Source organism: Pseudomonas sp. McL0111 (genome assembly GCF_052567255.1).
On record NZ_CP199585.1, the window covers coordinates 3,964,530 to 3,987,967 of the forward strand.

The 23,438-nt window shown below is 59.4% G+C and carries 26 protein-coding genes; 15 read left to right on the top strand and 11 right to left on the bottom strand.

Annotation, left to right across the window (positions count from 1 at the left end; translation table 11 throughout):
• The first annotated feature begins 14 nt into the window (after nucleotides 1-14).
• Both ACTWLJ_RS18235 and ACTWLJ_RS18240 read left to right on the top strand, forming a co-directional pair.
• A complete protein-coding gene (locus tag ACTWLJ_RS18235) occupies nucleotides 15-1,346 on the top strand; it encodes an aminotransferase-like domain-containing protein (RefSeq protein ID WP_445177852.1) in 1,332 nt (443 codons plus the stop codon).
• 166 nt (nucleotides 1,347-1,512) lie between these two features.
• Nucleotides 1,513-1,920: a c-type cytochrome gene (locus ACTWLJ_RS18240; protein ID WP_445177853.1), complete on the top strand. Its 408-nt coding sequence runs from the start codon at nucleotides 1,513-1,515 to the stop codon at nucleotides 1,918-1,920.
• Between the two features lie 9 nt (nucleotides 1,921-1,929).
• On the opposite strand, the gene ACTWLJ_RS18245 is transcribed toward ACTWLJ_RS18240, so the two are convergent.
• Nucleotides 1,930-2,808 carry a LysR family transcriptional regulator gene (locus ACTWLJ_RS18245; protein WP_445177854.1) on the bottom strand — a complete coding sequence of 293 codons (879 nt, stop codon included), beginning with the start codon at nucleotides 2,806-2,808 and terminating at the stop codon, nucleotides 1,930-1,932.
• Between the two features lie 157 nt (nucleotides 2,809-2,965).
• Between ACTWLJ_RS18245 and ACTWLJ_RS18250 the strand changes: the two genes are divergently transcribed.
• The gene (locus ACTWLJ_RS18250; protein WP_445177855.1) at nucleotides 2,966-4,267 is read left to right on the top strand and encodes an NAD(P)/FAD-dependent oxidoreductase; all 1,302 of its coding nucleotides are present in this window, start codon (nucleotides 2,966-2,968) and stop codon (nucleotides 4,265-4,267) included.
• 49 nt (nucleotides 4,268-4,316) lie between these two features.
• Entirely contained in the window at nucleotides 4,317-5,405 is a 1,089-nt protein-coding gene (locus tag ACTWLJ_RS18255; RefSeq protein WP_445177856.1) for a polyamine ABC transporter substrate-binding protein, read from the top strand.
• A gap of 167 nt (nucleotides 5,406-5,572) precedes the next feature.
• Here the strand turns inward: ACTWLJ_RS18255 and ACTWLJ_RS18260 are convergent, their stop codons facing one another.
• Nucleotides 5,573-5,857: a hypothetical protein gene (locus ACTWLJ_RS18260; protein WP_445177857.1), complete on the bottom strand. Its 285-nt coding sequence runs from the start codon at nucleotides 5,855-5,857 to the stop codon at nucleotides 5,573-5,575.
• Nucleotides 5,858-5,979: 122 nt separating this feature from the next.
• Nucleotides 5,980-6,540, bottom strand: coding sequence for a chorismate mutase (locus ACTWLJ_RS18265; protein WP_445177858.1), 561 nt, complete (start codon nucleotides 6,538-6,540; stop codon nucleotides 5,980-5,982).
• Between the two features lie 174 nt (nucleotides 6,541-6,714).
• On the opposite strand from ACTWLJ_RS18265, the gene ACTWLJ_RS18270 reads away from it, so the two are divergent.
• The 3 genes from ACTWLJ_RS18270 (at nucleotide 6,715) to ACTWLJ_RS18280 (ending at nucleotide 9,833) form a co-directional block, all read left to right on the top strand.
• Entirely contained in the window at nucleotides 6,715-8,076 is a 1,362-nt protein-coding gene (locus ACTWLJ_RS18270; RefSeq protein WP_445177859.1) for an MATE family efflux transporter, read from the top strand.
• A 105-nt stretch (nucleotides 8,077-8,181) separates the two neighbouring features.
• Nucleotides 8,182-9,180, top strand: a complete 999-nt coding sequence (locus tag ACTWLJ_RS18275; RefSeq protein WP_445177860.1) for an acyltransferase family protein — start codon at nucleotides 8,182-8,184, stop codon at nucleotides 9,178-9,180.
• A 95-nt stretch (nucleotides 9,181-9,275) separates the two neighbouring features.
• Nucleotides 9,276-9,833, top strand: coding sequence for a YceI family protein (locus ACTWLJ_RS18280; protein WP_445177861.1), 558 nt, complete (start codon nucleotides 9,276-9,278; stop codon nucleotides 9,831-9,833).
• Nucleotides 9,834-9,848: 15 nt separating this feature from the next.
• Here the strand turns inward: ACTWLJ_RS18280 and ACTWLJ_RS18285 are convergent, their stop codons facing one another.
• Both ACTWLJ_RS18285 and ACTWLJ_RS18290 read right to left on the bottom strand, forming a co-directional pair.
• On the bottom strand, nucleotides 9,849-10,061 hold the full coding sequence (locus tag ACTWLJ_RS18285) for a YXWGXW repeat-containing protein (RefSeq protein ID WP_401212066.1): 213 nt from the start codon (nucleotides 10,059-10,061) through the stop codon (nucleotides 9,849-9,851).
• A 42-nt stretch (nucleotides 10,062-10,103) separates the two neighbouring features.
• Entirely contained in the window at nucleotides 10,104-10,427 is a 324-nt protein-coding gene (locus ACTWLJ_RS18290; protein WP_401212069.1) for a YXWGXW repeat-containing protein, read from the bottom strand.
• A gap of 138 nt (nucleotides 10,428-10,565) precedes the next feature.
• On the opposite strand from ACTWLJ_RS18290, the gene ACTWLJ_RS18295 reads away from it, so the two are divergent.
• On the top strand, nucleotides 10,566-11,252 hold the full coding sequence (locus ACTWLJ_RS18295) for a GNAT family N-acetyltransferase (protein ID WP_445177862.1): 687 nt from the start codon (nucleotides 10,566-10,568) through the stop codon (nucleotides 11,250-11,252).
• A 190-nt stretch (nucleotides 11,253-11,442) separates the two neighbouring features.
• Here the strand turns inward: ACTWLJ_RS18295 and ACTWLJ_RS18300 are convergent, their stop codons facing one another.
• Complete coding sequence (locus tag ACTWLJ_RS18300) at nucleotides 11,443-12,081, bottom strand: TetR/AcrR family transcriptional regulator (RefSeq protein ID WP_445177863.1); 639 nt, start codon at nucleotides 12,079-12,081, stop codon at nucleotides 11,443-11,445.
• Nucleotides 12,082-12,167: 86 nt separating this feature from the next.
• Here ACTWLJ_RS18300 and ACTWLJ_RS18305 point away from each other — a divergent pair, with 86 nt between their 5' ends.
• Complete coding sequence (locus tag ACTWLJ_RS18305) at nucleotides 12,168-12,755, top strand: NAD(P)H-dependent oxidoreductase (RefSeq protein WP_445177864.1); 588 nt, start codon at nucleotides 12,168-12,170, stop codon at nucleotides 12,753-12,755.
• 10 nt (nucleotides 12,756-12,765) lie between these two features.
• On the opposite strand, the gene ACTWLJ_RS18310 is transcribed toward ACTWLJ_RS18305, so the two are convergent.
• Together ACTWLJ_RS18310 and ACTWLJ_RS18315 are read right to left on the bottom strand one after the other, a co-directional pair.
• Nucleotides 12,766-13,884, bottom strand: a complete 1,119-nt coding sequence (locus ACTWLJ_RS18310) for a DmpA family aminopeptidase (RefSeq protein WP_445177865.1) — start codon at nucleotides 13,882-13,884, stop codon at nucleotides 12,766-12,768.
• A 160-nt stretch (nucleotides 13,885-14,044) separates the two neighbouring features.
• Nucleotides 14,045-15,148 carry a polyamine ABC transporter substrate-binding protein gene (locus ACTWLJ_RS18315; protein WP_445177866.1) on the bottom strand — a complete coding sequence of 368 codons (1,104 nt, stop codon included), beginning with the start codon at nucleotides 15,146-15,148 and terminating at the stop codon, nucleotides 14,045-14,047.
• 110 nt (nucleotides 15,149-15,258) lie between these two features.
• Between ACTWLJ_RS18315 and ACTWLJ_RS18320 the strand changes: the two genes are divergently transcribed.
• Entirely contained in the window at nucleotides 15,259-16,038 is a 780-nt protein-coding gene (locus ACTWLJ_RS18320; RefSeq protein WP_445177867.1) for a helix-turn-helix transcriptional regulator, read from the top strand.
• Between the two features lie 138 nt (nucleotides 16,039-16,176).
• Here the strand turns inward: ACTWLJ_RS18320 and ACTWLJ_RS18325 are convergent, their stop codons facing one another.
• Complete coding sequence (locus ACTWLJ_RS18325; protein ID WP_445177868.1) at nucleotides 16,177-17,118, bottom strand: class I SAM-dependent methyltransferase; 942 nt, start codon at nucleotides 17,116-17,118, stop codon at nucleotides 16,177-16,179.
• A gap of 199 nt (nucleotides 17,119-17,317) precedes the next feature.
• Here ACTWLJ_RS18325 and ACTWLJ_RS18330 point away from each other — a divergent pair, with 199 nt between their 5' ends.
• Entirely contained in the window at nucleotides 17,318-17,731 is a 414-nt protein-coding gene (locus ACTWLJ_RS18330) for a response regulator (protein ID WP_445177869.1), read from the top strand.
• 78 nt (nucleotides 17,732-17,809) lie between these two features.
• Nucleotides 17,810-18,478 (top strand): HAD-IA family hydrolase, encoded by a 669-nt coding sequence (locus tag ACTWLJ_RS18335; RefSeq protein WP_445177870.1) that lies wholly within the window; start codon nucleotides 17,810-17,812, stop codon nucleotides 18,476-18,478.
• A 123-nt stretch (nucleotides 18,479-18,601) separates the two neighbouring features.
• Here the strand turns inward: ACTWLJ_RS18335 and ACTWLJ_RS18340 are convergent, their stop codons facing one another.
• Together ACTWLJ_RS18340 and ACTWLJ_RS18345 are read right to left on the bottom strand one after the other, a co-directional pair.
• Nucleotides 18,602-19,261: a methyltransferase family protein gene (locus ACTWLJ_RS18340; RefSeq protein WP_401212093.1), complete on the bottom strand. Its 660-nt coding sequence runs from the start codon at nucleotides 19,259-19,261 to the stop codon at nucleotides 18,602-18,604.
• Nucleotides 19,262-19,347: 86 nt separating this feature from the next.
• Entirely contained in the window at nucleotides 19,348-20,289 is a 942-nt protein-coding gene (locus ACTWLJ_RS18345; protein WP_445177871.1) for a LysR substrate-binding domain-containing protein, read from the bottom strand.
• A 113-nt stretch (nucleotides 20,290-20,402) separates the two neighbouring features.
• On the opposite strand from ACTWLJ_RS18345, the gene ACTWLJ_RS18350 reads away from it, so the two are divergent.
• Genes ACTWLJ_RS18350 through ACTWLJ_RS18360 form a run of 3 tightly spaced genes read left to right on the top strand, consistent with a single transcriptional unit; the run spans nucleotide 20,403 to nucleotide 22,660 of the window.
• Nucleotides 20,403-21,425: an aldo/keto reductase gene (locus tag ACTWLJ_RS18350; protein WP_445177872.1), complete on the top strand. Its 1,023-nt coding sequence runs from the start codon at nucleotides 20,403-20,405 to the stop codon at nucleotides 21,423-21,425.
• Nucleotides 21,422-22,219 (top strand): SDR family NAD(P)-dependent oxidoreductase, encoded by a 798-nt coding sequence (locus tag ACTWLJ_RS18355; protein ID WP_445177873.1) that lies wholly within the window; start codon nucleotides 21,422-21,424, stop codon nucleotides 22,217-22,219. Before ACTWLJ_RS18350 ends, ACTWLJ_RS18355 begins: the two co-directional genes overlap by 4 nt.
• Nucleotides 22,220-22,249: 30 nt before the next feature.
• Nucleotides 22,250-22,660, top strand: a complete 411-nt coding sequence (locus ACTWLJ_RS18360) for an SRPBCC family protein (protein ID WP_445177874.1) — start codon at nucleotides 22,250-22,252, stop codon at nucleotides 22,658-22,660.
• Nucleotides 22,661-23,438 lie beyond the last annotated feature (778 nt).

Below are 23,438 nucleotides of genomic sequence, written 5' to 3' on the forward strand. Positions count from 1 at the left end.
TGGATACAGTCGACATGCCGCGCTCCCGTTACAAGACGCTGGTTGATGCTTACGCGGCGGACATCCGTTCGGGGCTGTTGTCGCCCGGGACTCGGTTACCCACGCATCGACAATTGGCCGCCCGCGAAGGGTTGGCGCTGGTCACCGCTTCGCGGGTGTATGCGGAGCTGGAGGCGATGGGACTGGTCAGCGGTGAGTCCGGACGTGGCACTTTTGTTCGGGAGACTTCGCTGTCGCCGGGGCAGGGCATCGATCAGAAAGATGTCGCGGTCGGTATGATCGATCTGAATTTCAACTATCCGTCATTACCCGGTCAGGCTGATTTGTTACGCACCGCGTTGCGCCAGTTGGCATTGTCCGGCGATCTGGAGGCTCTGCTGCGTTACCAGCCGCACGCCGGTCGCGCCCATGAGCGGGCATCTGTCGCCAAACACCTGAAAACCCGTGGGGTAAGCGTTGATGCCGAGCAAGTGCTGATCGTCAACGGTGCCCAGCAGGGCCTCGCGGTGACGATGATGGCGCTGCTCAAACCCGGTGATGTGATCGCGGCGGATGCGCTGACTTATTCGGGTTTCAAAGTGCTGGCCGAAGCGCTGCATCTAGAGGTGGTGGCGATTCCTGTCACCGAGCACGGGCCGGATCTCCAAGCGCTGGAAAAACTTTGCCGCCAGCGCTCGGTGCGGGCCATCTACTGCATGCCGACGCTGCACAATCCGCTGGGCTGGGTGACGCCAATCGAGCAGCGCGAGCAATTGGTGGCGATTGCCCGCAAGCATGATCTGACGATCATCGAAGACGCGGCCTACGCCTTTCTGGTCGAAAACCCACCGCGTCCGCTGATCGATCTGGCACCGGAGCGCACGGTTTATGTGTCGGGTATTTCGAAGAGCATCGCCACCGGTCTGCGCGTCGGTTTTATCGCAGCGCCCGCGCAAACCGTGCCGGCGCTGGAACGGATCATCCGCGCCACCACCTGGAACACTCCCGGCGTGATGACCGCGATTGCCTGCGGTTGGCTCGACGACGGCACCGTCACCGTGCTCGAAGCGCAAAAACGCGATGACGCGCAGGCTCGTCAGGCGCTGGCCGCCGAGTTGCTCAAAGGGCTGCGTTACGTTGCCCATCCGTCGTCGTACTTTGTCTGGATGCCGTTGCCGGAAGACGTCCGCACCGATCAGGTCGTTGTCGAATTGATGCACGAACAGGTTTCAGTCACCAGCGCCGAGCCTTTTGTGGTGTCGGCGCATGTGCCGCACGCGATCCGCCTGGCGCTGGGCTCGGTGGGGATGGACGAGTTGCGCGAGGCATTGATCAAAGTCAGAAAGACCATCGCCGCCTACCTGTAAAAATCCCCGATCCCTGTGGCGAGGGAGCTTGCTCCCGCCGGACTGCGCAGCATGCCCTGCTCTGGAGTAAAAGAGCGGGGCCACTTCGTGACCCAGCGGGAGCAAGCTCCCTCGCCACAAAGTGTTAGCCTTACCCGGATTGCATTACGCCGTTTTGGACCGCCAGATGAAAAACACCGCCTCACTCATGCTTGCCTTGATCCTTTGCAATGGCCTGCTCAGCACTTCCGTGCTGGCAGCCGGCGACCCGCAAGCCGGCGCAAAGATCTTCCCGCGCCTGTGCGGCGGTTGCCACCAGGTCGGCGAATCCGCCCGCCCGGGCTTCGGCCCGCAACTCAACGGGATCATCGGCCGACCTGCCGGGACATCGGAAAACTACGTCTACTCGGACGCGATGAAAAACTCAGGCGTGACCTGGGATCGTGAAACGCTGACGGCGTATCTGAAAGACCCGAAAGGTGTGGTGCCGGGAACGCGGATGATCTTCTGGGGGCTGAGTGACGAAGAAAAACTCGATAACTTGTTGGCCTATCTGCAAACCTTTTCCCCGCCGGCACAAGCCAATCCCCAGTAGACGCGTGTGTTACTGCTGAGCTTTTGCCGCAAACCATTGCATGACCAACGCGGTCGCCGGATGTGAAGCCGCCGCAGGCTGCAAACACAACGAATAAATCCCCCCGGTGTTCAACGGCTCGCCGAACGGCACAACCAGCAATCCACGTTCAATCGACTCCGCCGCCAGTGTCATGTCCGTCACCGCCACTCCCAATCCTCGTGCTGCCGCATCCAGTGCCAGTTCATCGAGGTTGAATGGAATGTGCCGGTAATCCTCCAGCGGTTTGCCGTCGTTTGCTGTCAGCCATTCGAACCAGGCCTGACGATCCACCGAGCGATGCAGCAACGCAAAGCGCGATAACTCTTCTATCGAGCGTGGCGCATTTGCCAGATCGGGTGAACACACCGGCACCAGCATTTCCTCAAACAGCGTCAGGCAATCCGGGTCGCTGGAGGCTTGCGGCAGATAGAGAATGTAGGCATCGCTGTCGATGGCCGGTTCGACGACTTCGGTGGCGACGGTTTCAATCGCCAGCGAGACCTCTGGATGGCTCACATAGAAGTCGCTGAGTTTCGGCAAAAGCCAACGCACCGCCAGCGACACATGCATGCGAATGCGAAACGGGCGTTGCTGCGGGGCGAGGCGTTCTTCGAGGGTGTTCAGTTGTTCAAGGATGCTGCGAGCGCTGGCCAATACCTGTTCACCTTCCGGCGTGAGGCGCAGGCTGCGGCTGGTTCTGATCAACAGTGCGACATTGAAATGACTTTCCAGTTGCTGAATCTGCCGGCTCACGGCGCTTTGGGTCAGGCACAGTTTCTGCGCCGCCAGGGTGAAGCTGCCGCAAGTAGCGACTTCAACCAGCGCTTGCATGGCTTGCAGCGACGGAACGTGGCGAATTTTATCCATGCGTTTTCAGAATGGCTCGATGATTTTATAACGTTGGTTGGTCCAGCGAAGACCTTATAGATTTTAGCTCTGGCGGCAGTCTTCTCAAGTTGAGCATGCGATTCACGCATGACGGATGTTGAGAAGCAAGCCCAGTACGATAGTCAATGAGGTGAGCATGGAAAACGTATGTGGCTGGATCGCGCAGGCGGGTGGATCAGCGGAGCGCGGTCGCCTGAGTGGTGCGCAACGCGCCGACTGGCTGGTAATCGGTGCGGGAATCACCGGGCTCAGTGCCGCTCATACACTTGCTGAAATGCACCCTCAGGCGCGCATCGTGGTTGTGGACCGGCAACGTGCGGCGCAAGGCGCTTCGGCACGCAACTCCGGGTTTGTCGTGGCTCACGAACATCCGGCGACAAGTGAGCTGATTGGTGCATCGGGCTTTGCCGGGTTCGAAATCGACACGCAGATTTCCCGCGCAGCCAGCGAAGAAGTGCGCCAACGCATTGCCCGGCATGCCATCGACTGCGACTTTCGTGACAGCGGTTACTACTTTGCGGTCAATGACCCGGCCAAGCTCGATCATGTCGACGCCAAACTCGCGACGTTGCGTGCACTCGGTGCCCGCGCCGAGTTTTTGCAGGGTGAACAACTGGCCGCGAAACTCGGTACCCGTCACTACGAATCGGCGATCTGGTGCGGCCAGGGCAACGGCCTGCTGCAGCCGGCCAAATACGTAAAGGGCTTGCTCGATGCGTTGCCGGATAACGTCACGGTTTTCGAGAACACGGATATCAGCGCTCTTGAGCGCCTGAGCCATGGGCGTCTGCGGGCCACTGCTGTCGATGGCAGCATCGAGGCAAAGCAGGTTCTAGTGTGCCTGAATGCGTTCATCCCCCGAGTCGGGATCAGCGATAGCGCGACGTTCCCGATGGAACTCAGCGCCAGCCTCACGCGGCCGTTGACTGACCGGGAGTTTCAATCGATTGGCGCGGTCGAGCCGTGGGGCGTGCTCTCGACCCGACCGCTGGGCGCGACGGTACGGTTAACGCCTGACCGGCGCGTGATGATCCGCAACACTGCCGAATACCGCACGCGCGATCTGTCCAACAGCGAACTGGCCCAACGTCGGCAACACCATGCTCGGGGACTGCAACGGCGCTTTCCGTTCCTTGGCGAGCGAGACATTCAGTACACCTGGACCGGCCATTTGAGTGCGACCCGCAGCGGTCAGGCCTTTTTTGAACGGGTGCAAGAGGGCATGTTTGCCGTCGCCGGTTGCAATGGCTCGGGCGTGGCACGCGGAACCTTGTGGGGACGGTTGCTCGCGGAACTGGCGAGCGGCGTTGACTCGCCACTTCTGCAATCGGTGATGCAACGGGCCGAGCCCGGCTGGCTGCCGCCACGTCCTTTCTTCGATATCGGTGCCATGCTTCGCATGCGCGTGGAGGCGGTCAGGGCCAGAACAGAAATCTGAAATTCCGCATCGCACAAGAATAAAAGCCATTCAACACAGGTGATAGAACATGCGCATCAACTCACTTTCCCTGGCAGTCGCACTCGCAGCCAGTTCGACGGCCGCTTACGCCGACGAAACCGTCAACATCTCCAACTGGAACAGCTACATCGCCCCGGACACTTTGGCCAACTTCACCCGGGCCACCGGCATCAAGACCACTTATGATATTCACGACAGCAACGAAGTGCTGGAGTCCAAGTTGATGACCGGCAACACCGGATATGACGTGGTCAGCCCGTCGAACCACTTTCTGTCGCGTCTGATCAAGGCCGGAGCGATCCAGAAACTCGACAAGTCGCAGTTGCCGAACTGGAAAAACCTCGACCCCGTATTGATGCAAAAGCTTGAAGTCAACGACCCCGGCAATCAGTACGGTTATCCGTACATGTGGGGCACTGCTGGCATCGGTTACAACGTTGAAAAGATCAAGGCGATCTTCGGTAACACTGATATCACCCATTCGTGGAAGATGTTTTTCGATGAAGAAAACATCAAAAAACTCAGCCAGTGCGGTGTAGCGTTCATCGATAACCCGACCCAGGTGCTGCCGATCACCCTCAACTATCTGCACTTGCCGCCACACAGTCACGAACCGGAAGATTACAAAAAGGCCGAGCAGGCATTGCTGAAGATTCGTCCGTATATTCAGTACTTCCATGCTTCGAAATACATCAGCGATCTGGCCAACGGCAACGTGTGCGCGGTGATCGGTTTCAACGGCGATATCGTCCAGGCTGCCGCGAGCGCCAAAGAAGCGAAAAACGGTATCGACATCGCTTACTCGATCCCGGACGAAGGCACGACATTGTGGTTCGACATGATGGTCATGCCGAAAAGCGCGCCGCATGAGAAAAACGGTTACGCCTACATGAACTACCTGCTCGAACCCAAGGTGATTGCCAACATTAGCAACAGCATCCATTACGCCAACCCGAATGCGGCGGCGAATGAGTTCTTGAATCCGGACGTTAAAGACGATCCGGCGATTTATCCGCCAAAAAGCGTGCTGGAGAAGTTGTTCACCGTCGAGGAGTTACCTGCTGCGATTGCGCGGCTGAGTACGCGGTTGTGGACCAAGCTGAAGACCAATACCTGAGTCGGTAAAACACTCATTTTAGTGGCGGACGGACCGCGCTCTTTCGCGACCCGAGAGGGCGTTTGCAGCAAAAATAACCGTTTGTAATGGCTGGGAGCCACTGCGCTTATGAAAAAGCCCGGCTGATCAGGCCGGGCTACTTTTTTGCCGTTGGTACAGCCAGCGATTTATACAGCGCGGCGCTCGTTCAGACGATCCGAACCACCTTCAGCCACACGGCGCTCGTTCAGACGATCCGAACCACCTTCAGCAACACGACGTTCGAGTAGACGATCCGATCCACCTTCAGCTACACGGCGCTCGTTCAGACGATCCGAGCCACCTTCAGCAACGCGGCTTTCGATCAGTTTGTCCGAACCGCCTTCGGCGATCATCGTGTGAGCTGGAACAGCAGCAAAAGCGTTGATTGCGAAAACCGAGAATGCGAGGCCGAGAAGGGTTTGGCGTTTCATGATCGTGTGCTCCGGGGGTAGTTGTTTGGTATGGAGCCGATCTTACGCCCGGGATTTTTTATGAGAACTTCATTGACGTGATGGTGACTATCGACGCCAACGATGTATGCCTTGGCTCCGGTTTACCGGGCTGTCGCTCGAACGCAGAGTTCGCCGGTGGCGCGGGTCAGGGCCAGCTCGTGCAGCGTGTCGTGGGTCAAACCTTTGCGCGCATTGGCCAGCCAGGTCGGGCAAGCCGGGTCTTGGCGATAGGGGGCAAATGCGGCGTATTGCTGCAAAAGCCGCGTTTGCAGTTCATCCAGGCGCGGGCGAATCTGCTTGGCCAGATCCGGGCGCGGCGTGTTCGGCGCGGCGCCGGCTGCTTGCCATTGCGCGAGCAACCCGTATTGCACCAGTTTGTTGGCTTCCATCTGGGCGGCGATCAACTGCGCGACATCTTCCGGATCGAGTTTACGTTCGCTGGCAAGCGTCCGGGCATTGGCGATGACCTGTGCTTCACGAGCGCTGTCCTGAATCGGCTTGCCGCTGTCCCATTTGGTCAGCGCCACCAGATCACCGATGTTCAGGCGTTCGTTTAGCGTGACCAACAACGGTTGCAAGGTTTCGGGTGCCGGGGCGGCGTGGGCGCTGCCAGCGATCAGCGCGAGCAGGGCACAAGTCAGCAGACGTGGAGCGTGGGGCATGGGCAAGACCTCGATAGGGGCGAAAGGCCCTTTGTTTATCACGATTGGGCGGATGCATGCGCGTTTAAAACCGAAAAAATAATCAGCTGTCCCAGATGTTAATTGCACCTTGGCGGCAACTCGTCGAAGCTATCCTTCACCTGCCAACCCGTAGCCGAGATGGACCTCAATCCCATGCAAAGTGCCGCCGCTGCCCAACGCCCACTCTGGCGAACCTATCTGCTGTTTCTCGCGCCGATGGTGCTGTCGAATTTCCTGCAATCGATGTCCGGCACGATCAACAGCATCTACATCGGGCAGATGCTCGGCACGCAGGCGCTGGCGGCAGTCTCGGGGATGTTCCCGATCGTGTTTTTCTTCATCGCACTGGTTATTGGGCTGGGCGCGGGCGCCGGGGTGTTGATCGGTCAGGCGTGGGGTGCGCGTGAGTCGCATATGGTCAAGGCTATCGCCGGGGCGACGTTGTTGCTTGGGGTGATGATCGGGCTGGCGGCGGCGGTGCTGGGCAGTGTGTTTGCGCGGCAGGCGTTGCAGGGCCTCGGCACGCCGGCTGATGTGCTGGACGATGCGGTGGCGTATGCGCATGTGATGATGTGGATTTTGCCGTCGATGCTGGTGTTTGTGCTGTTCACCCAGTTGTTGCGCGGGGTCAGCGACACGTTGTCGCCGCTGTTGGCGCTGATTGTCTCGACCAGTGTCGGGCTGGCGCTGACACCGGCGCTGATTCGTGGCTGGTTCGGCTTGCCGCAACTGGGCATTCAGAGCGCGGCGTATGCAGGACTGGCCGGTAACCTGGCGGCGATGGCGTGGCTGGCGTGGCGCTTGATCCGCAAGGGCCATCCGCTGGCGCCGGACCGGGAGTTTTTCAAAGCGCTGCGACTCGACGGGGCGATTCTCGGCAAGGTGTTGCGCATCGGTCTGCCGACCGGCGTGCAGATGATCGTGCTGTCGCTGTCGGAACTGGTGATTCTGGCGCTGGTGAACCAGCACGGTTCCCAGGCGACGGCGGCGTATGGCGCGGTAACGCAGATCGTCAACTATGTGCAGTTTCCGGCGCTGTCGATTGCGATCACCGCCTCGATCCTCGGCGCGCAGGCCATCGGTGCCGGGCGACTGGAGCGGATGGGCCCGATCCTGCGCACCGGGCTGTTGATCAACGTGTGTTTGACCGGCGGCTTGATCGTGCTCGGCTATCTGTTGTCGCACTGGTTGCTCGGGTTGTTCCTGACCGAGGATTCGACTCGGGCGATGGCCGAACACTTGTTGCACATCATGTTGTGGAGCCTGTTGGTGTTCGGCTTCCAGGCGATCATCGGCGGGATCATGCGTGCCAGCGGCACGGTGTTGGTACCCGTGGCGATTGCGATTGTCTGCGTGGTCGGCATTCAGTTGCCGGCCGCTTACTGGCTCGATGGGCAGTATGGATTGCAGGGTGTGTGGATGGCGTTCCCGGTGGCGTATCTGGGGATGCTGGTATTGCAGACCCTGTATTACAAACTGGTCTGGCAGCATCAGAAGATCGAACGCCTGGTTTGACTGATTGACCGTAAATTGGCGTTTCTGACACCTGCAAACGCTTTTTTTCAGCGGCAAAGCATCGTAGGTTAAGCACCATAATTACAATGACGTAAGAGGGTGCAAGTGGGGGCGTATCGACTGTTGCTGGCCGTTCTGGTGGCCATGTCTCACATGGGGATAACCATCGTCGGGCTCAATCCGGGCGTGGTTGCGGTAATTTCTTTTTTGATCATCAGCGGATTTGTGATGACTTCGCTCATTGAGCGCAATTACAGCACGCCGAAAAAAATCGGCCTGTTCTATCTTGATAGAGCACTCAGGCTTTATCCGCAGTTCCTGCTGTATTTCGTCATCTCCTGCGCCGTGCTTTATTTCTTTTTGCCGGATACGCCACAAGCCGCCGAGCTGACATTGGAGCGCGTTGTCTCAAGTCTTGCGATTGTACCGCTCGGCTTCTACATGTTCGGATTCGCCAGTACCTGGATTTTGCCCCCGGCATGGTCGCTGGGGCTGGAAATGTGTTTCTATCTGGTGATCCCTTTTCTGCTTATCTTCAAGTTGCGCGGTGTTGTGTTTGCGCTGTCTGTTGCTGTGTTTATGGTCGCGGTCTTTGGCTACATCAACACCGATATTTACGGTTATCGCCTGTTGCCGGGCGTGCTGTTCATGTTTCTTTGCGGCAGTTATCTGTACCGAGCGCAAGCCAAGGGCTTGATCATTGCCGTCGGCACCACTGTGCTGGCTGCGCTGATATTTTCGGCAATCATGGCCGGGATGATCGAACGCCATCCTTTCAATGCCGAAGTCACTCTCGGTGTCACACTGGGCATTCCAGCGGTGTATCTGTTGACCCGATTCAAGTATCACCGGATCGACGAACTGCTTGGCAATATCAGCTATGGGGTGTTTCTCAACCATTATGTGGTGATGTACTTTCTGCATGCGCTCTGGCCGGCTGACTATGACTCCTCCAGAGTCGCGACAGTGTTGGCGCTGGCTTTTGTTCTGAGTGCCATGTCCTATTACTGCGTTGAGCGGCCAGCCCTGGTTCTTCGTCACCGATTTCGTGCAGGTGAAAGGTTTGGCGTGGCTTCGGCGCGAGTCGGTGAAGCAGCTATTTGAGAGCCCGTCCAGGGCCGAGGATAACTGGCGTAACCACCGGTTGTTTGCTTAAGTCAATCGAGACCCTCAAAGGCAAGCCTCATCCGGAGCCCGTCATGTTGATCCGATTGTTGTTGGCTGTCGCCTGTTGCCTGATCGTCTTACCTGTCGCGCAGGCGGTCGAATACACCCGGGTCAACACCACCGCCAGCCAGATCAGTTTCACCTACAACCAGATGGGCTCGCGGATGTACGGCACGTTCGGCAAGTTCGACGCGACGCTGGACTTCGACACCGACAACCTCGCGAACGCCCGCACCACGTTGCACATTGACCTCAACAGCATTGACGCCGGAAGTGAAGACGCCAATACCGAGCTGGTGAAACCGGCGTGGTTCGACACGGAAAAATACCCGCTGGCGGTGTTCGAATCGACCCGCGTGACTAAGGACAAAGACAATCACTATCTGATTGCCGGCAAGCTCACGGTCAAAGGCATCACGCGCGAGGTGCAAGTGCCGGTGGAGTTGAAACCGGACAACGCCATCGGCATCTTCGACGGCGAACTGGTGCTCAAGCGCGATGATTTCGGACTCGGTGCCGGCGAGTGGGCCGACACCGTGGTTTCCAAAGACATCGCCATCAGGTTCAAGGTAGTGGCGCCACAACAGTGACGTCGTAGCTGTGGATCAATATGCCCGCCAGTGCCCCGGCACCCAGCGCCATTCATTGCCGCCCCAGCGATAATGGCCATTAACCCAGTGATACCCCGGTGCGGGCATGACCGGCACCACTTCCACTGGCGGTGGTGGTCGATGCGGGCGGGCCGGCGCGACAACGCAGCCGGACAGTGTGATCGCCAGCAATGTGGCGCTGATCAGGGTTTTTACGGTTCGCGACATGGTGATGATTCCGGTAAGTGATGTTTGCATGCTGATCGGGGCTTAACGCACCCAGTGACCTTCGACCCAGAACCAGTTCGGCCCGCGAGCCTGCCAGTGCCCCGGTTTCCAGCGGGCGCCATATCGCACCGGTTGCCAGTGCCCGGGTATCCACACGTAGCCGCGTCCTTGCCAACGCCAATGGCCCTGATCCCAGACATAGCCGGGCCGGGCACCGGGCATCACTTCCATGCGCATCGGCGGTGGTGCTTGCTGGACGATGACCACGGGTTGCGCAAACACCGGCGCACTCGCCAGCGTGGCCAGGGTCAACGGCACCAGCAGCAGGGCTTTTCGCCATTTGAACAGAGAACGCAGAACGCTCATGAAGACTCCTCAAGGCCTGCGTCGAAAAGTGAACGCAGCTAAAGGGTTGGACGCCAAATCGGTGAAAAGTCCGATCTTCAGCAGATGAAATTTTCTTCAGGGTATGATGTTGCGGTTTTCCGCCGGAGCCCGTTTGCCATGCCACGCATCACCCATTTCAAAACCCCGTGTCCTGAGGGTGTCAACAGCCAGATTTTGCAGATGGTGGTCGATTACCTGACCGACATCAGCGCGGTCGGTCTCGGCCCGAGCAACCTGCTGTACAACGTCTATCAGTACGCGGTTGGCTACGAGATGCATCTGTATCTGGAAGCGCTCAACGGCGAGAAGGGTATCGAGGTGGAGTTGCTGGTTGCCACTGCCGAGGAAGATCCGGAGCAAGTCACCGGTTTCCTTTTGTACCTGCCGGTGCAAGGCGACTGGGAAGCCTGCAGCGTTGCTTACATGGCCGTGCGCGAAGGGCATCGGCGCCAGGGTGTGGCGCGGGAAATGCTGGCCGAGATGGTCGGGCGTTATCCGCATGCTGAGCTGGCGTGCAGTGTCGGCAAAGTGCCGTACTTCGAGAACCTGGGTTTTGAGGTGATCGGTCAGCGCGAGACGCAGGTGCTGATGAGCACCCGGCATTACCGCAGCAACGGCTTGCATGGTTTTATCGACACCATGCCGATTTACCGCTCACTGGAAGTGCAGCAGATTCACACCTATCTGCTGCAAAAGAATGGCAAGCGCGCCATGGTCGACGCCGAGAAACAGCGCGACCGGCATCTGGACCAAGTCACCCGCCATACCGAAGAATTTGTCCGCCAGCGCCTGACGGTTCACTGAGCACGCTTGAGAAACGCAAAATAAAAAAGAGCCTCAAGACTCTTTGATGGGGAGAGTAGAGCCCGTGAGGCTCAAGCTGCGCGTGAAACAAGAGTGGGCTTGTTTGGGGTTCAGAACACCCACTCCCTACGCAGCCGCTCAGGAGTGAAACGACCGCGTATCTTTATACTGGGAGCGCGCAAGGGCCGACTCAAGTACCGCTAGTCGCCCGGGTGGCGGTACGTTCGACCAGCGCAATGATCGTGGCAAACAGTTCGTCCCGTGCCTGTTCGGCACTGATCTCTTCGCCCGCCGCCGCGTTGGAAAGCGCCTCGGCGGCGCCCAGCATTGCTCGCAGACTCGCTTGGGTAATCACGCCGCCCTCGGCGAACGGTTGCAGTACGTTGCGGCATTTTTCGAGGAAGATCGCCTCGTACTCGCGCTTGATTTTCTCAAGCTCCGGCGAGCTTGCCAGCGCAGCGATCACTCCCGGAATTTCATTTCCCTGAAGCAACACACAACCGACGTATTCGGTGGCGATTACCGTCGCGGTATCGATCAAATTCGCCGCGCAATTCGCCAGTGCGGCATCCATCAGCGTGGTCTGCCGTTTGTCGAAATCCCGGTACAACGCTGCCAGCAAACCCGCACGTGTAGTGAAGTGGTCGTAGACCACCGGTTTGGTCACGCCGGCCTTTTCCGCGAGATAACCCAAAGTCAGGGCGTCGGTGCCTTCGGCGCGAATGAGCTGCCAGGCGACGTCGAGCAATTGGCGTTGGCGGTCTTCGCGGGACAGGCGTCGGCGCGGCTGGGCAGGTGAAACCGTTTCGGGATTTTCAGTGGTTGACATCGCTTATATACCAAACGTAACTTACTGTTCGTAACTTACCAAGAGTATATAAGCCTTGGTCGGTATAAACCAACAGGAGAATTCCCATGCACGCACTCATTGTTGTCGCCCATCACGAGCCACTTTCGCTGACTCATGGGCTGGCCCGGCAGATTGGCGAAGGGCTGGTTCAGGCCAATCCGGACGCTACTTTTGAAATCGCCGATCTCTATGCCGAAGGTTTCGAACCGCGTTTCGGCGCTGCCGATTTCGCCGTGCATCATCGCGAGGCACAGCCGCCCGCAGATGTGTTGGCTGAACAGGCGCGCATTGATCGCGCCGATGCGCTGGTGCTGGTGTATCCGGTTTATTGGTGGTCGATGCCGGCGCTGCTCAAGGGCTGGATCGACCGGGTGTTCAGCAATGGCTGGGCGTTCGATTTCGGCGGTGACTTGATGCACGTGAAAAAGCTCCAGCATATGCGCGTGCATCTGGTCGGCCTCGGCGGGGCGGATGCACGCGCTTATGAACGCCACGGCTATGGTGCGGCGATGAAAGCGCAGATCGACCACGGGATTTTCGATTACAGCGGGGCACAGGTGATCAGTTCGACATTGCTGCTGGATTCCGAGGTGCAAGACCCGGCATTGCACCTGAAAACCGCGCATGACCTCGGCAGCCAAATGTTCACCTGACCCTGTGGGATTACCGGGCGCCGGGCCAGCCTGCTTTTGCGAGGGACGCGAGCAGGGTTTCAGCATCCAGTCCCGGCACCGAATGCCCGTTGCCTTCGGTGCTGTTGCTGGTCAGCAGGGCATTGATGATTGCTTCTTCAACCGCCTCGGTGGCAGCGAGGAACAATTCGCTGATGTGGTCGTTGTTGACCATGCGCAAACCGTCGCAGGTCGGCGCGCCTTTGCCTTCGTAGGCTGCTGGCTGAATGTGGTCGTTGCCAGTGGCGAAGGCGATGAAGATGTCACCGCTGTGGTCTTCATTGCCGCCGCCGGTACGCGCCAGACCGAGGCTGGCCCGTTGCGCGAGGCGCGTGCATTGATGCGGCAACAGTGGCGCATCGGTGGCCAGGCAAACCACAATCGAGCCCATGCCCGGATGCGGTAACGAGGCGCGCAGGAATGGCGAATCGACCTGTTCCATGTAACGCCCGACCGGATAGCCATCGACCCGCAACTCACCGCGAATGCCGTGGTTGGCCTGCACAATCGCGCCGACGGTCCAGCCGCCCTGAGCTGTGCTCAACTTGCGCGAAGCGGTGCCGATGCCGCCCTTGAATTCATGGCAGATCATGCCGCTGCCGCCGCCGACCGCACCTTCCTCGACTGCGCCGCTTTGCGCGCTGTGCAGCGCCTCGGCGACGTGCTCGGGGCGTACGTGAAAACCGTTGATGTCATTGAGCAGACCATCATAGGTTTCCAGCACCACCGGCATGTTCCAGTACAGACGACCGTCATCGGGTTGCTGCTGACGATCCAGCACAATCAACGCATCACGCACCACGCCGAGGCTATGGGTGTTGGTGAAGGCGATCGGGCTGGTGAGCAATCCGGCCTCGCGAATCCATTCCAGCCCGGTGGCATCGCCATTGCCATTGAGCACATGCACCCCGGCGAAACACGGTTGCTGATTGGTCGAACCGGCGCGGGGTTCGATCACTGTGACCCCGGTGCAGATATCGCGGCCGGCGTCACTGCGGCCACGCACATTGCTGTGGCCGACGCGCACCCCGGGCACATCGGTGATGGCGTTGAGCGGGCCGGGCTGCATCTGGCCGATGCGGATGTTCAAGTCACGAGCACGTGGGTTCATTGGTTTTGTCTCTTAACAGAAAGGTAGGGCTTGTCACCGATCCTGTGGGAGCTGGCTTGCCAGCGATAGCGGTGGTTCAGTCGGTATAAATGTTGACCAGGACGACGCCATCGCTGGCAAGCCAGCTCCCACAGAGTTTTGCAGTGGTTGTGTGGTGTTTTTACTGGCCGTTTTTGACCTTGCTCCACACCCGCGTGCGCACCCGTTCGGTGGCTTTTGGCAGTGGCTCAAGGGTGAACAACGTGGCCATTGCCGTGGCCGACGGGTACACCGCCGGATTCTCACGAGTGGCTTCGGCAACCAACGCAGTCGCCGGTCGATTGCCGTTCGGGTAGGACAAATGATCGGTAACCGGCGCAATCACTTCCGGGCGCAGCAAGTAGTCGATAAACGCCAGGCCCTGAGCCGGATGCGGCGCATCCTTGAGCAGCACCAGCGTGTCGAACCACACCGGAGCGCCTTCCTTGGGCAGGCTGTAGGCGATCTTCACGCCGTTGCCGGCCTGCTCGGCGTTGGTCTTGGCTTCGAGCATCGCCCCCGACCAGCCGACCGCTACGCAGATGTTGCCGTTGGACAAATCACTGATGAATTTCGATGAGTTGAAGTAAGCGATATGCGGGCGCAACTTCAGCAGCAACGCTTCGGCTTTCTGATAATCCTCGGGATTGGTGCTGTTCGGCGGCAGACCCAGATAGTGCAGGGCGACCGGGATCATCTCCGACGGCGAGTCGAGCATCGCCACGCCGCACTGGCCGAGTTTGGCCAGGTTCTCTTCCTTGAACACCAGATCCCATGAATCCACCGGCGCCTTGTCTCCCAGCGCGGCACGCACTTTGTCGACGTTGTAGCCGATGCCGTTGGTGCCCCACAGATACGGCACTGCGTACTGATTGCCCGGGTCGTTGTTGGCCAGTTTGCTCAGCAGATCGCTGTCGAGGTTCTTCCAGCCAGACAATTGCTCGCGGGGCAGCGGGGCGAGGGCGCCGGCCTTGATCAGGGTCGGCAGGCTGTAGTTGCTCGCCACCACCACGTCATAACCGCTGCGGCTGGTCATCAATTTGCCTTCCAGCACTTCGGCGCTGTCGAAAGTGTCGTAGACCGGTTCGATGCCGCTGTCGCGTTTGAAATCGTGCAGGGTATTGGGGCCGATGTAGTCGTACCAGTTGTAGACATGCACGGTCGGCGCATCGGCCGCATTTGCGGTGATTACGGCAGACAGGCAGGCAGTCAGGCCCAGGTTGATATACCCGTGATGACGACGCATGATGCGGCACTCTTGGCCTGTGCAGGCCGGTGATGAACAGGAGCCGTCAGCCTATCGGGCGGGCTGCGCCGGACCCATTCCCATCATGGGTTACTCAAAAGGGGTAGAGCGTGGACGCGTTGTTGCAGGAGTTGCCGGTGCATCAAAGTCTGGCGCGGGTGTTTGCCGGGGTCGGACAGGACGGTTTCTGGCGGGCGCTGGTCGATACGCTGCGATTGCTGGTGCCGCTGGATAACGCCCTGGTCGCGCTGATGTCGCCGGGTCAGGCGCCACGCTTGCTGATCGACTTCGACAGCAAGGGCCGCGCTGATGAGCAGGAGGATCTGGCCGGTTATTGCGCTGGCATGTACCTGCTCGATCCGTTTTATCAGGCAGCGTCGGCGGGGCTTGCCGATGGCTTGCACAGCCTGGCCTCGGTGGCGCCGGATCAGTTTCTACAAAGCGAGTATTACCAGAGCTACTTTCGCTCGGTGGTCGGCGCGGATGAGCTGCAATTCATGATCAACGTCGAGGGTGGCGTGCTCGGCTTGTCACTCGGGCGCGACTCGGCGTTTGCTCTGGCCGAGCAGGGGCGCTTGCTCTGTGTGCGGGACTGGGTGCTGGCGGCGATGCGTCGGCATGTGCAACTGGTGCCGCCGCAAGGGCCGATTGCCGAAGTACCGGTGGGTGACCTGGCGACGTTGCTTGATCGCTTCGATGCTCGGTTGACGACCCGGGAAATCGACACCGCCCGGTTGATCCTGCAAGGCTTCTCCAGCAAGGCGATGGCGCAGCAGATGGGCATTTCGCCGGAGACGGTCAAGGTCCATCGGCGCAACCTGTATCACAAGCTGAATGTCACCGGACACGGCGAACTGTTCGCCCTGGTGCTACGCCCCCAAATCTCTTGAATCAACATCAACCCCTGTGGGAGCGGGCTTGCCCGCGATGAGGCGGGCAAATCTTGCATCTTTGTTGGCTGATACACCGCCATCGCGGGCAAGCCACGCTCCCACAGGGATCAGGTTGGCAAAGGTATTTGAATTGGGTTATTCGAGACGTTTGAAAATCAGGGCCTTGAGGCCGCTTTCCGGGTCGATGTCGGGGAATTCCGGTGGATTTTCCAGGCGCTGCTCGAAGCGCAGACTCGGCGCTTCCTGCATCACGCCATCAATCAAAAAGTCCGAACCAAACGCCGGATCGTTCATGCACGCCAGCACCGTGCCTTGCGCAGTGAGCAGTTCCGGCAGGCGACGCAGCACGCGCCGATAATCCTTGGTCAGCAGAAAACTGCCTTTCTGGAACGACGGCGGATCGATGATCACCAGATCATACGGGCCGCTGTTGATCACCTTGCCCCAGGACTTGAACAGGTCGTGGCCGAGGAAACTCACCTTGCTCACGTCATGCCCGTTCACCCGATGATTGTCGCGGCCACGGCTCAGCGCCGCGCGGGACATATCGAGGTTGACCACATGGCTCGCGCCGCCGGCGATGGCCGCCACGGAAAAACCGCAGGTGTAGGCGAACAGGTTCAGCACGCGCTTGCCGGCAGCCTGCTCGCGCACCCAGTTGCGCCCGTAACGCATGTCGAGAAACAGCCCGGCGTTTTGCTTGCGGCCCAGATCGACCCGGTACTGCAAGCCACCTTCGACAATGCCCATCTCATCGATTTCATCGCCCAACAGCCATTCGGCGGTGCTTTGCGGCAGGTAGCGATGTTGAATCAGCAAAGTGTGCGCGCCGGACTGCTGCCACTCGGTGCTGGTGCTGAGGTCCATCAGCAAATGCTTGAGTGCTTCGAGCTGCTCGGGTGGCGGTTCCTTGAACAGCGACACCAACACCACGCCTTGCAGCCAGTCCACTGTGAGTTGTTCCAGGCCCGGCCAGCAACGTCCACGCCCGTGGAACAAACGACGGGTTTCGCTTGGCGCCGCTGCGAGGGCTGGCAACAAGTGAGCGCGGAGGGTGGCGAGGGCTTCAGGGTTCATCAGTCACGATCGGCAAGCAAAAGGGCCGGCATTTTAACCACAAATGAGCGGTCGCGAACGTCCGCTGGTAAAGCGTAAGACTGACCATTTGGAAAAGACCTGTATCAAAAATGAATTAATGCCGGGCCTGCTGCTCATACCAGATAAGCAGCGGATTTGAGCCGCTAAATCGTTAATGCAAATCAGGGAGTGCCACTACATGAGCCCAACACCGACGGCGAGCGCGCACCTTCCTGGCGGGTTGATTCTGGTGGTCGAGGATGATCCGTTGATTCTGGAGTTTCTCTGCGAAATTCTTCAGGAGGAAGGTTTTTTGGTCGAGCCGCAGACCAGTGCGGATGCGGCCAGTAAATATCTCGAGGAACACGCGCCGGAAGTCGCGCTGTTGCTGACCGACATCACCATGCCCGGCACCCTCAACGGTGCGGATCTGGCCAATCTGGTCGGCGAGCGCTGGCCGGACAAACCGGTGATGGTCATGTCCGGTTATGAAACCCCCGAGACCTCCGGGGTAAAGCGTCCGGTGGCGTTCATCAAGAAGCCTTGGGCCATCGGCCAATTGCTTGATTGTGTGGAAAGCGCGTTCAAGTCCAAGGCGCCGAGTTTGCACTGACAGGCTGGGTCGATCCGCCGCGCTAATGCTACATTGCCGGGCAAATCTGCCCGGCCCATTGCCAGAGGACTCGACCCTTTGTCTGCTCACGACACCGTTTTCAACCGCGCGTTTGGCGCGTTCCTGTTCGACATGGACGGCACCGTCCTCAACTCCATCGCCGCTGCCGAACGCGTCTGGTCTGCCTGGGCGGTACGTCACGGGGTGGACGTCGAAACGTTTTTGCCGACCATTCATGGCGCGCGGGCCATCGATACCATCAATCGTCTGAACCTGCCGGGCGTGGATGCCGAAGCGCAAGCCGCGTTCATCGCTCAAGCGGAAATCGACGACGTTGAAGGCATCATCGAAATCCCCGGCGCGCAGGCGTTTCTCAATTCGTTGCCAGCGAACCGTTGGGCGATGGTGACGTCTGCTCCGCGTGATTTGGCGTTGCGCAGGATGGCGGCGGCGGGGATTTCCGAGCCTGCGATGATGGTTACTGCCGAGGACGTTACGGCTGGCAAACCTGATCCGGCCGGTTATCGACTCGCAGCCAAACGCCTCGGTCTTGAGGCAAGTGAGTGCCTGATCTTCGAAGATGCGGCCGTGGGCATTCAGGCGGCGGAAGCGGCCGGCGCTGCGCTGTTGGTCGTCACCACCACGCATCATCATCCGATTGAAACGCAGCACGCGACGATGGCCAGCTATGAAACGCTGAGCGTAGAAGTCGACGCGGACGGCAAATTGCGTTTGGAAACCCGTTAACCGGCATCGATAAAGCCCTGTGGGAGCCAGCCTGCTGGCGATAGCGGAGTGTCAGGCGACAAGGCTTTTGGATTTGCAGGCCTCATCGCCAGCAGGCTGGCTCCCACACGGGATTTGTAGTGTTTAGTAGACGCCCGGTAACAGCCGCCAACTGCGACTGCAATAAGCGTCGTACTCCGCGCCGAACTGGCTGCGCAGCAACGCTTCTTCGGAATGAATACGAGCGATCAGCGGGATCAGGGTCAGTACCGCGAGCAACAATCCAACGCTTGAGCGAAACGCCAGCGCCCAGCCCACAGCGTTGACCACCAACCCCAGATAACTCGGATTACGCAGACGCTGATAAATGCCATCCGTGACCAGCCGATGCCCCGGTTGAATCGCCACCAACCCACTAAATCGTCGCCCCAGCACAAACACCGGCCACAAGCGCAACGCACCGCCGATGATGAACAGCAACGCCCCCAGCCAACGCACGCCCTCGCCACCAAAGGTCCAGAAATCGATGCGGTCGCAATACGCCGGCAGGAATCCGCTGAGCAGGCCAATCACCCCGAATGCCGGAAGCACCCAGCGGTTGGCGCGGTCTTCACGTTCACCTGAACTCAGATTGACCTCGGTGAACATGGACGCGACGACCATCAGCAAGGTCGCCAGCGCCACTATCACCAGCGAACCATGGGCAAAGAAAATCGCCGGACCGCCGATGCCCCACACCGCCAGACCCAGGTAGGCGAGGGTGGCGAGCACCGCGACCACAGTCATTTGTGCGGACATTTTCATGGGCACCTCACGGCAGACAACTCTCCCATAAAGTGTAGATCCCCGGTAAAACCTGTGGGAGCCAGCCTGCTGGCGATGACGGCGTATCAGCCAGCAGATATTCTGGATATGCCGGCCAAATCGCCAGCAGGCTGGCTCCCACAGGGATGCGTATCGGTGAGGACTTTACGAAAGGTCTCCACTAACGGCCGCAAATTGATCCGGTGCCACGCTGCCCACAGCGGTGTCGTGAACGCCAGCCATGGCACGTCCCGCAGCACCACACCGGGTGGGGCGTTGTGGCTCAGGCCTTTCTGGATCATCGCAATCCCCAGCCCAGACGCCACCAAACCCAGTGCAGTGAACGGCTCTGTTGCCTGCATGCGCACATCCGGAGTGAACCCGGCGCGGATGCAGGCACTCACAAAGTCATCCTCCGCGCCTTGACGCGGCTGGACGCCGATCCATTCCTGATCGGCCAGATCCGCAGGACTCAAAACGGCCTGCTGCGCCAGCGGATGCTGTTCCGGCAGCGCCAGCAGCATCGGGTCGTCGAGCACCTGAAAACCCAGCAGATCCGGATCGTCATAGGTCGGCGGCTCGTTCACCAACGCGATATCGAGACTACGCTGACGCAGTCCTTCCAGTTGCTCGGTGGAACTCAGGTTGTACAGCGCGACGTGCACGTTAGGCCGATCCACCCGCAGCACCCGCAAGGCATTCGGCAAGACCCCGGCGTGCATGGCGTTTTCGATGTAGCCGATGCACAAACCGCCTTCTTCGCCCCGGCCCAGACGTTTGCCAAGGGACTCCAGGCGATTGGCGTGCGTCAGCAGAGCGCGGGTTTCGGCGAGAAAAGTCTGGCCATCGCGGGTCAGCCGAATACGTTGCTGACTGCGCTCGAACAGGGTCAGGCCCAGGCGTTCTTCGAGCTGGGCGATCTGTCGGCTAAGTGGCGATTGGGAAATATGCAGCCGTTCAGCGGCGCGGCCGACGTGTTCTTCTTCGGCGACGGCAACGAAGTAGCGCAATTGGCGGATGTCGATCATGTCAGACCTGTAGGGACTCAAGTGCTGCGGATTATGTCTTGGACGGTCTCGGCTGCGCAATCTAGGATCTGCTCAACGGTCACACAGACCCAGACACCTACGAGGACAAACCAATGAGCTTGAAAGACAAACTGCCCGGCAAACTCGGCTTCGGCACTGCACCACTGGGCAACATGTTCCGCGCCATCCCGGAAGCAGAAGCGCAAGCCACCGTGCATGCAGCCTGGGATGCCGGCGTGCGCTACTTCGACACCGCGCCGTTCTACGGCTCAGGCCTGTCGGAAATCCGCCTCGGTGCCGCGCTGGCCCAATACAAGCGTGACGACTACGTGCTGAGCACCAAGGTTGGCCGGGTCATTCTCGACGAAGTCGAAGACGCTGCAGCCCGTGATCTCGGCGAGAAAAGCGGTGTTTTCGAACACGGCCGCCCAAACAAAATCGTCAACGACTACAGCGCCGACGCCACGATGCGTTCGATTGAAGACAGCCTCAAGCGCCTGCAAACCGATCGTCTGGACATCGTCTGGGTGCACGACATCGCCCAGGATTTCTACGGTGATCAGTGGCTGGAGTATTTCAATCAGGCGCGCACCGGCGCATTCAAAGTTCTTACCCGTTTGCGTGAAGAAGGCGTGATCAAGGGCTGGGGTCTGGGGGTGAACAAGGTCGAGCCGTGCGAACTGACGCTGGATCTGACCGAAGCGCAGCCTGACGGCTTCCTGCTCGCCGGCCGTTACACCCTGCTGGATCACGACCGCGCCCTGCAACGATTGATGGACGCAGCGCTGGCGCAGAATGTCGAAATCGTCGTTGGCGGCCCTTACAGCTCGGGGATTCTTGCCGGTGGTGCGCACTTCGAATACCAGAAGGCCAGCCCGCAGATCATCGCCAGGGTTGAACAGATCAAACACATCGCTGCTGCATACGGCGTTGATGTAAAAGCTGCGGCGCTGCAATTCTCGCTGGCCAATCCGGCAGTGGCGGCAGTGATTCCGGGTGCCAGCAAACCGGGGCGAATTGCTGAAGATATGGCAGCACTGTCGGCAGTGATTCCGGCCGGTTTCTGGCAGGCCATGCGTGAAGCGAAACTGGTGTCCGAACGTGCACCATTGCCAATCGATGAGGTGAAAGCATGAAAATCGATCTGAGTGGAAAACTTGCAATCGTCAGCGGCAGCACCGCTGGCATCGGTCTCGGTATCAGCCAGTCGCTGGCCGAAGCCGGTGCCACGGTAGTGGTGATCGGCCGCGAAACCAGCAAAGTCGATCAGGCGCTGGAGAGCATTCGGCAAAAAGTCCCGGGTGCACAATTGCGTGGTTTGACGGCGGATCTGGGCACTGCCGAAGGTGCGGAAATACTCTTCGCCGCCGAACCGCGTGCGGACATTCTGGTGAACAATCTCGGGATCTTCAATGATGTGGATTTCTTCGAAACACCGGACAGCGAGTGGACGCGTTTCTATGAGGTCAACGTGATTTCCGGCGTGCGCCTGTCGCGGCATTACGCGCCAGCGATGGTCGAGCAGGGCTGGGGCCGGGTGATCTTTCTGTCTTCGGAATCCGGTGTGGCGACGCCGGCCGACATGCTCAACTATGGCGTGACCAAAAGTGCCAATCTGGCGGTGTCCCACGGTTTGGCCAAGCGTCTGGCTGGCACTGGCGTGACGGTCAATGCGATTCTGCCGGGGCCGACGTTTACCGATGGCCTGGAACAGATGCTCAAGGACGCCGCTGCCGAATCCGGCCGTAGCCTGCGCGACGAAGCCGACGCCTTTGTGCGCAAGGCGCGGCCGACCTCGATCATCCAGCGTGTGGCCGATGTCGAAGAGGTCGCGCATCTGGTGACCTACATCGCTTCACCGCTGTCCTCGGCAACCACCGGCGCGGCCCTTCGGGTCGATGGTGGTGTGGTCGACAGCATGGCAATCTGAACCCGAATATTTTTGGAGACACGTTTATTTATGGCAACTGCATCAGCGTACATCGACATCCCGGCCTCGGCCGAGCAGGTTTGGCAATTGATCGGCGGGTTCAACACTTTGCCGGATTGGCTACCGTTCATTCCGAGCAGCGAATTGAGCGAAGGCGGGCGCGTGCGCACCCTGAAAACCGCCGATGGCGGCACGGTGATCGAGCGTCTGCAGACGTTTGATAATGCGGCGAAGATTTACAGCTATTCGATTGTAGAGGCACCGTTCCCGGCGACGGAATATCTGGCGACGATCAAAGTCGAAGCTCAGGGGCAGGGCGCACGGGTAACGTGGTCGGGGCGCTTCACGGCCAATGGCGTCAGTGATGAAGAAGTGGTGGCGCTGTTCAACGGGATCTACCAGGGCGGCCTCGAAGCCCTGCGAGCCAACTACCCGGCCTGATTGATCACCACAAAAACCTGTGGGAGCTGGCCTGCCAGCGATGGCGTCGGTCCAGTCAATATTTATGCCGACTGAACCACCGCTATCGCTGGCAGGCCAGCTCCCACAAGGGGTGTATTGAATTGGAGGTTTGCAATCAACCTCAGGATCGCTGTTCACCGGCATCTACCAGGGCGGCCTCGAAGCCCTGCGGGCCAACTACCCGGCCTGATTGATCACCACAAAAACCTGTGGGAGCTGGCCTGCCAGCGATGGCGTCGGTCCAGTCAATATTTATGCCGACTGAACCACCGCTATCGCTGGCAGGCCAGCTCCCACAAGGGGTGTATTGAATTGGAGGTTTGCAATCAACCTCAGGGTCGCTGTTCAACGGAATCTACCAGGGCGGCCTCGAAGCCCTGCGGGCCAACTACCCGGCCTGATTGATCACCACAAAAACCTGTCGGAGCTGGCCTGCCAGCGATGGCGTCGGTCCAGTCAATATTTATGCCGACTGAACCACCGCTATCGCTGGCAGGCCAGCTCCCACAGGGGGGCGTGAATTGGAGGTTTGCAATCAACCTCAGGATCGCTGTTCAACGGCATCTACCAGGGCGGCCTCGAAGCCCTGCGAGCCAACTACCCGGCCTGATTGATCACCACAAAAACCTGTGGGAGCTGGCCTGCCAGCGATGGCGTCGGTCCAGTCAATATTTATGCCGACTGAACCACCGCTATCGCTGGCAGGCCAGCTCCCACAAGGGGTGTATTGAATTGGAGGTTTGCAATCAACCTCAGG

What these genes read in the sequence shown, in the direction of transcription:
- ACTWLJ_RS18360 (WP_445177874.1), top strand. Translation starts at nt 22,250, where the DNA reads ATGGCAACTGCATCAGCGTACATCGACATCCCGGCCTCGGCCGAGCAG.
- ACTWLJ_RS18290 (WP_401212069.1), bottom strand. Translation starts at nt 10,427, where the DNA reads ATGAGCGTTCTGCGTTCTCTGTTCAAATGGCGAAAAGCCCTGCTGCTG.
- ACTWLJ_RS18250 (WP_445177855.1), top strand. Translation starts at nt 2,966, where the DNA reads ATGGAAAACGTATGTGGCTGGATCGCGCAGGCGGGTGGATCAGCGGAG.
- ACTWLJ_RS18350 (WP_445177872.1), top strand. Translation starts at nt 20,403, where the DNA reads ATGAGCTTGAAAGACAAACTGCCCGGCAAACTCGGCTTCGGCACTGCA.
- ACTWLJ_RS18315 (WP_445177866.1), bottom strand. Translation starts at nt 15,148, where the DNA reads ATGCGTCGTCATCACGGGTATATCAACCTGGGCCTGACTGCCTGCCTG.
- ACTWLJ_RS18330 (WP_445177869.1), top strand. Translation starts at nt 17,318, where the DNA reads ATGAGCCCAACACCGACGGCGAGCGCGCACCTTCCTGGCGGGTTGATT.
- ACTWLJ_RS18310 (WP_445177865.1), bottom strand. Translation starts at nt 13,884, where the DNA reads ATGAACCCACGTGCTCGTGACTTGAACATCCGCATCGGCCAGATGCAG.
- ACTWLJ_RS18245 (WP_445177854.1), bottom strand. Translation starts at nt 2,808, where the DNA reads ATGGATAAAATTCGCCACGTTCCGTCGCTGCAAGCCATGCAAGCGCTG.
- ACTWLJ_RS18265 (WP_445177858.1), bottom strand. Translation starts at nt 6,540, where the DNA reads ATGCCCCACGCTCCACGTCTGCTGACTTGTGCCCTGCTCGCGCTGATC.
- ACTWLJ_RS18345 (WP_445177871.1), bottom strand. Translation starts at nt 20,289, where the DNA reads ATGATCGACATCCGCCAATTGCGCTACTTCGTTGCCGTCGCCGAAGAA.
- ACTWLJ_RS18260 (WP_445177857.1), bottom strand. Translation starts at nt 5,857, where the DNA reads ATGAAACGCCAAACCCTTCTCGGCCTCGCATTCTCGGTTTTCGCAATC.
- ACTWLJ_RS18300 (WP_445177863.1), bottom strand. Translation starts at nt 12,081, where the DNA reads ATGTCAACCACTGAAAATCCCGAAACGGTTTCACCTGCCCAGCCGCGC.
- ACTWLJ_RS18270 (WP_445177859.1), top strand. Translation starts at nt 6,715, where the DNA reads ATGCAAAGTGCCGCCGCTGCCCAACGCCCACTCTGGCGAACCTATCTG.
- ACTWLJ_RS18325 (WP_445177868.1), bottom strand. Translation starts at nt 17,118, where the DNA reads ATGAACCCTGAAGCCCTCGCCACCCTCCGCGCTCACTTGTTGCCAGCC.
- ACTWLJ_RS18240 (WP_445177853.1), top strand. Translation starts at nt 1,513, where the DNA reads ATGAAAAACACCGCCTCACTCATGCTTGCCTTGATCCTTTGCAATGGC.
- ACTWLJ_RS18280 (WP_445177861.1), top strand. Translation starts at nt 9,276, where the DNA reads ATGTTGATCCGATTGTTGTTGGCTGTCGCCTGTTGCCTGATCGTCTTA.
- ACTWLJ_RS18340 (WP_401212093.1), bottom strand. Translation starts at nt 19,261, where the DNA reads ATGAAAATGTCCGCACAAATGACTGTGGTCGCGGTGCTCGCCACCCTC.
- ACTWLJ_RS18285 (WP_401212066.1), bottom strand. Translation starts at nt 10,061, where the DNA reads ATGTCGCGAACCGTAAAAACCCTGATCAGCGCCACATTGCTGGCGATC.
- ACTWLJ_RS18295 (WP_445177862.1), top strand. Translation starts at nt 10,566, where the DNA reads ATGCCACGCATCACCCATTTCAAAACCCCGTGTCCTGAGGGTGTCAAC.
- ACTWLJ_RS18235 (WP_445177852.1), top strand. Translation starts at nt 15, where the DNA reads ATGCCGCGCTCCCGTTACAAGACGCTGGTTGATGCTTACGCGGCGGAC.
- ACTWLJ_RS18355 (WP_445177873.1), top strand. Translation starts at nt 21,422, where the DNA reads ATGAAAATCGATCTGAGTGGAAAACTTGCAATCGTCAGCGGCAGCACC.
- ACTWLJ_RS18255 (WP_445177856.1), top strand. Translation starts at nt 4,317, where the DNA reads ATGCGCATCAACTCACTTTCCCTGGCAGTCGCACTCGCAGCCAGTTCG.
- ACTWLJ_RS18305 (WP_445177864.1), top strand. Translation starts at nt 12,168, where the DNA reads ATGCACGCACTCATTGTTGTCGCCCATCACGAGCCACTTTCGCTGACT.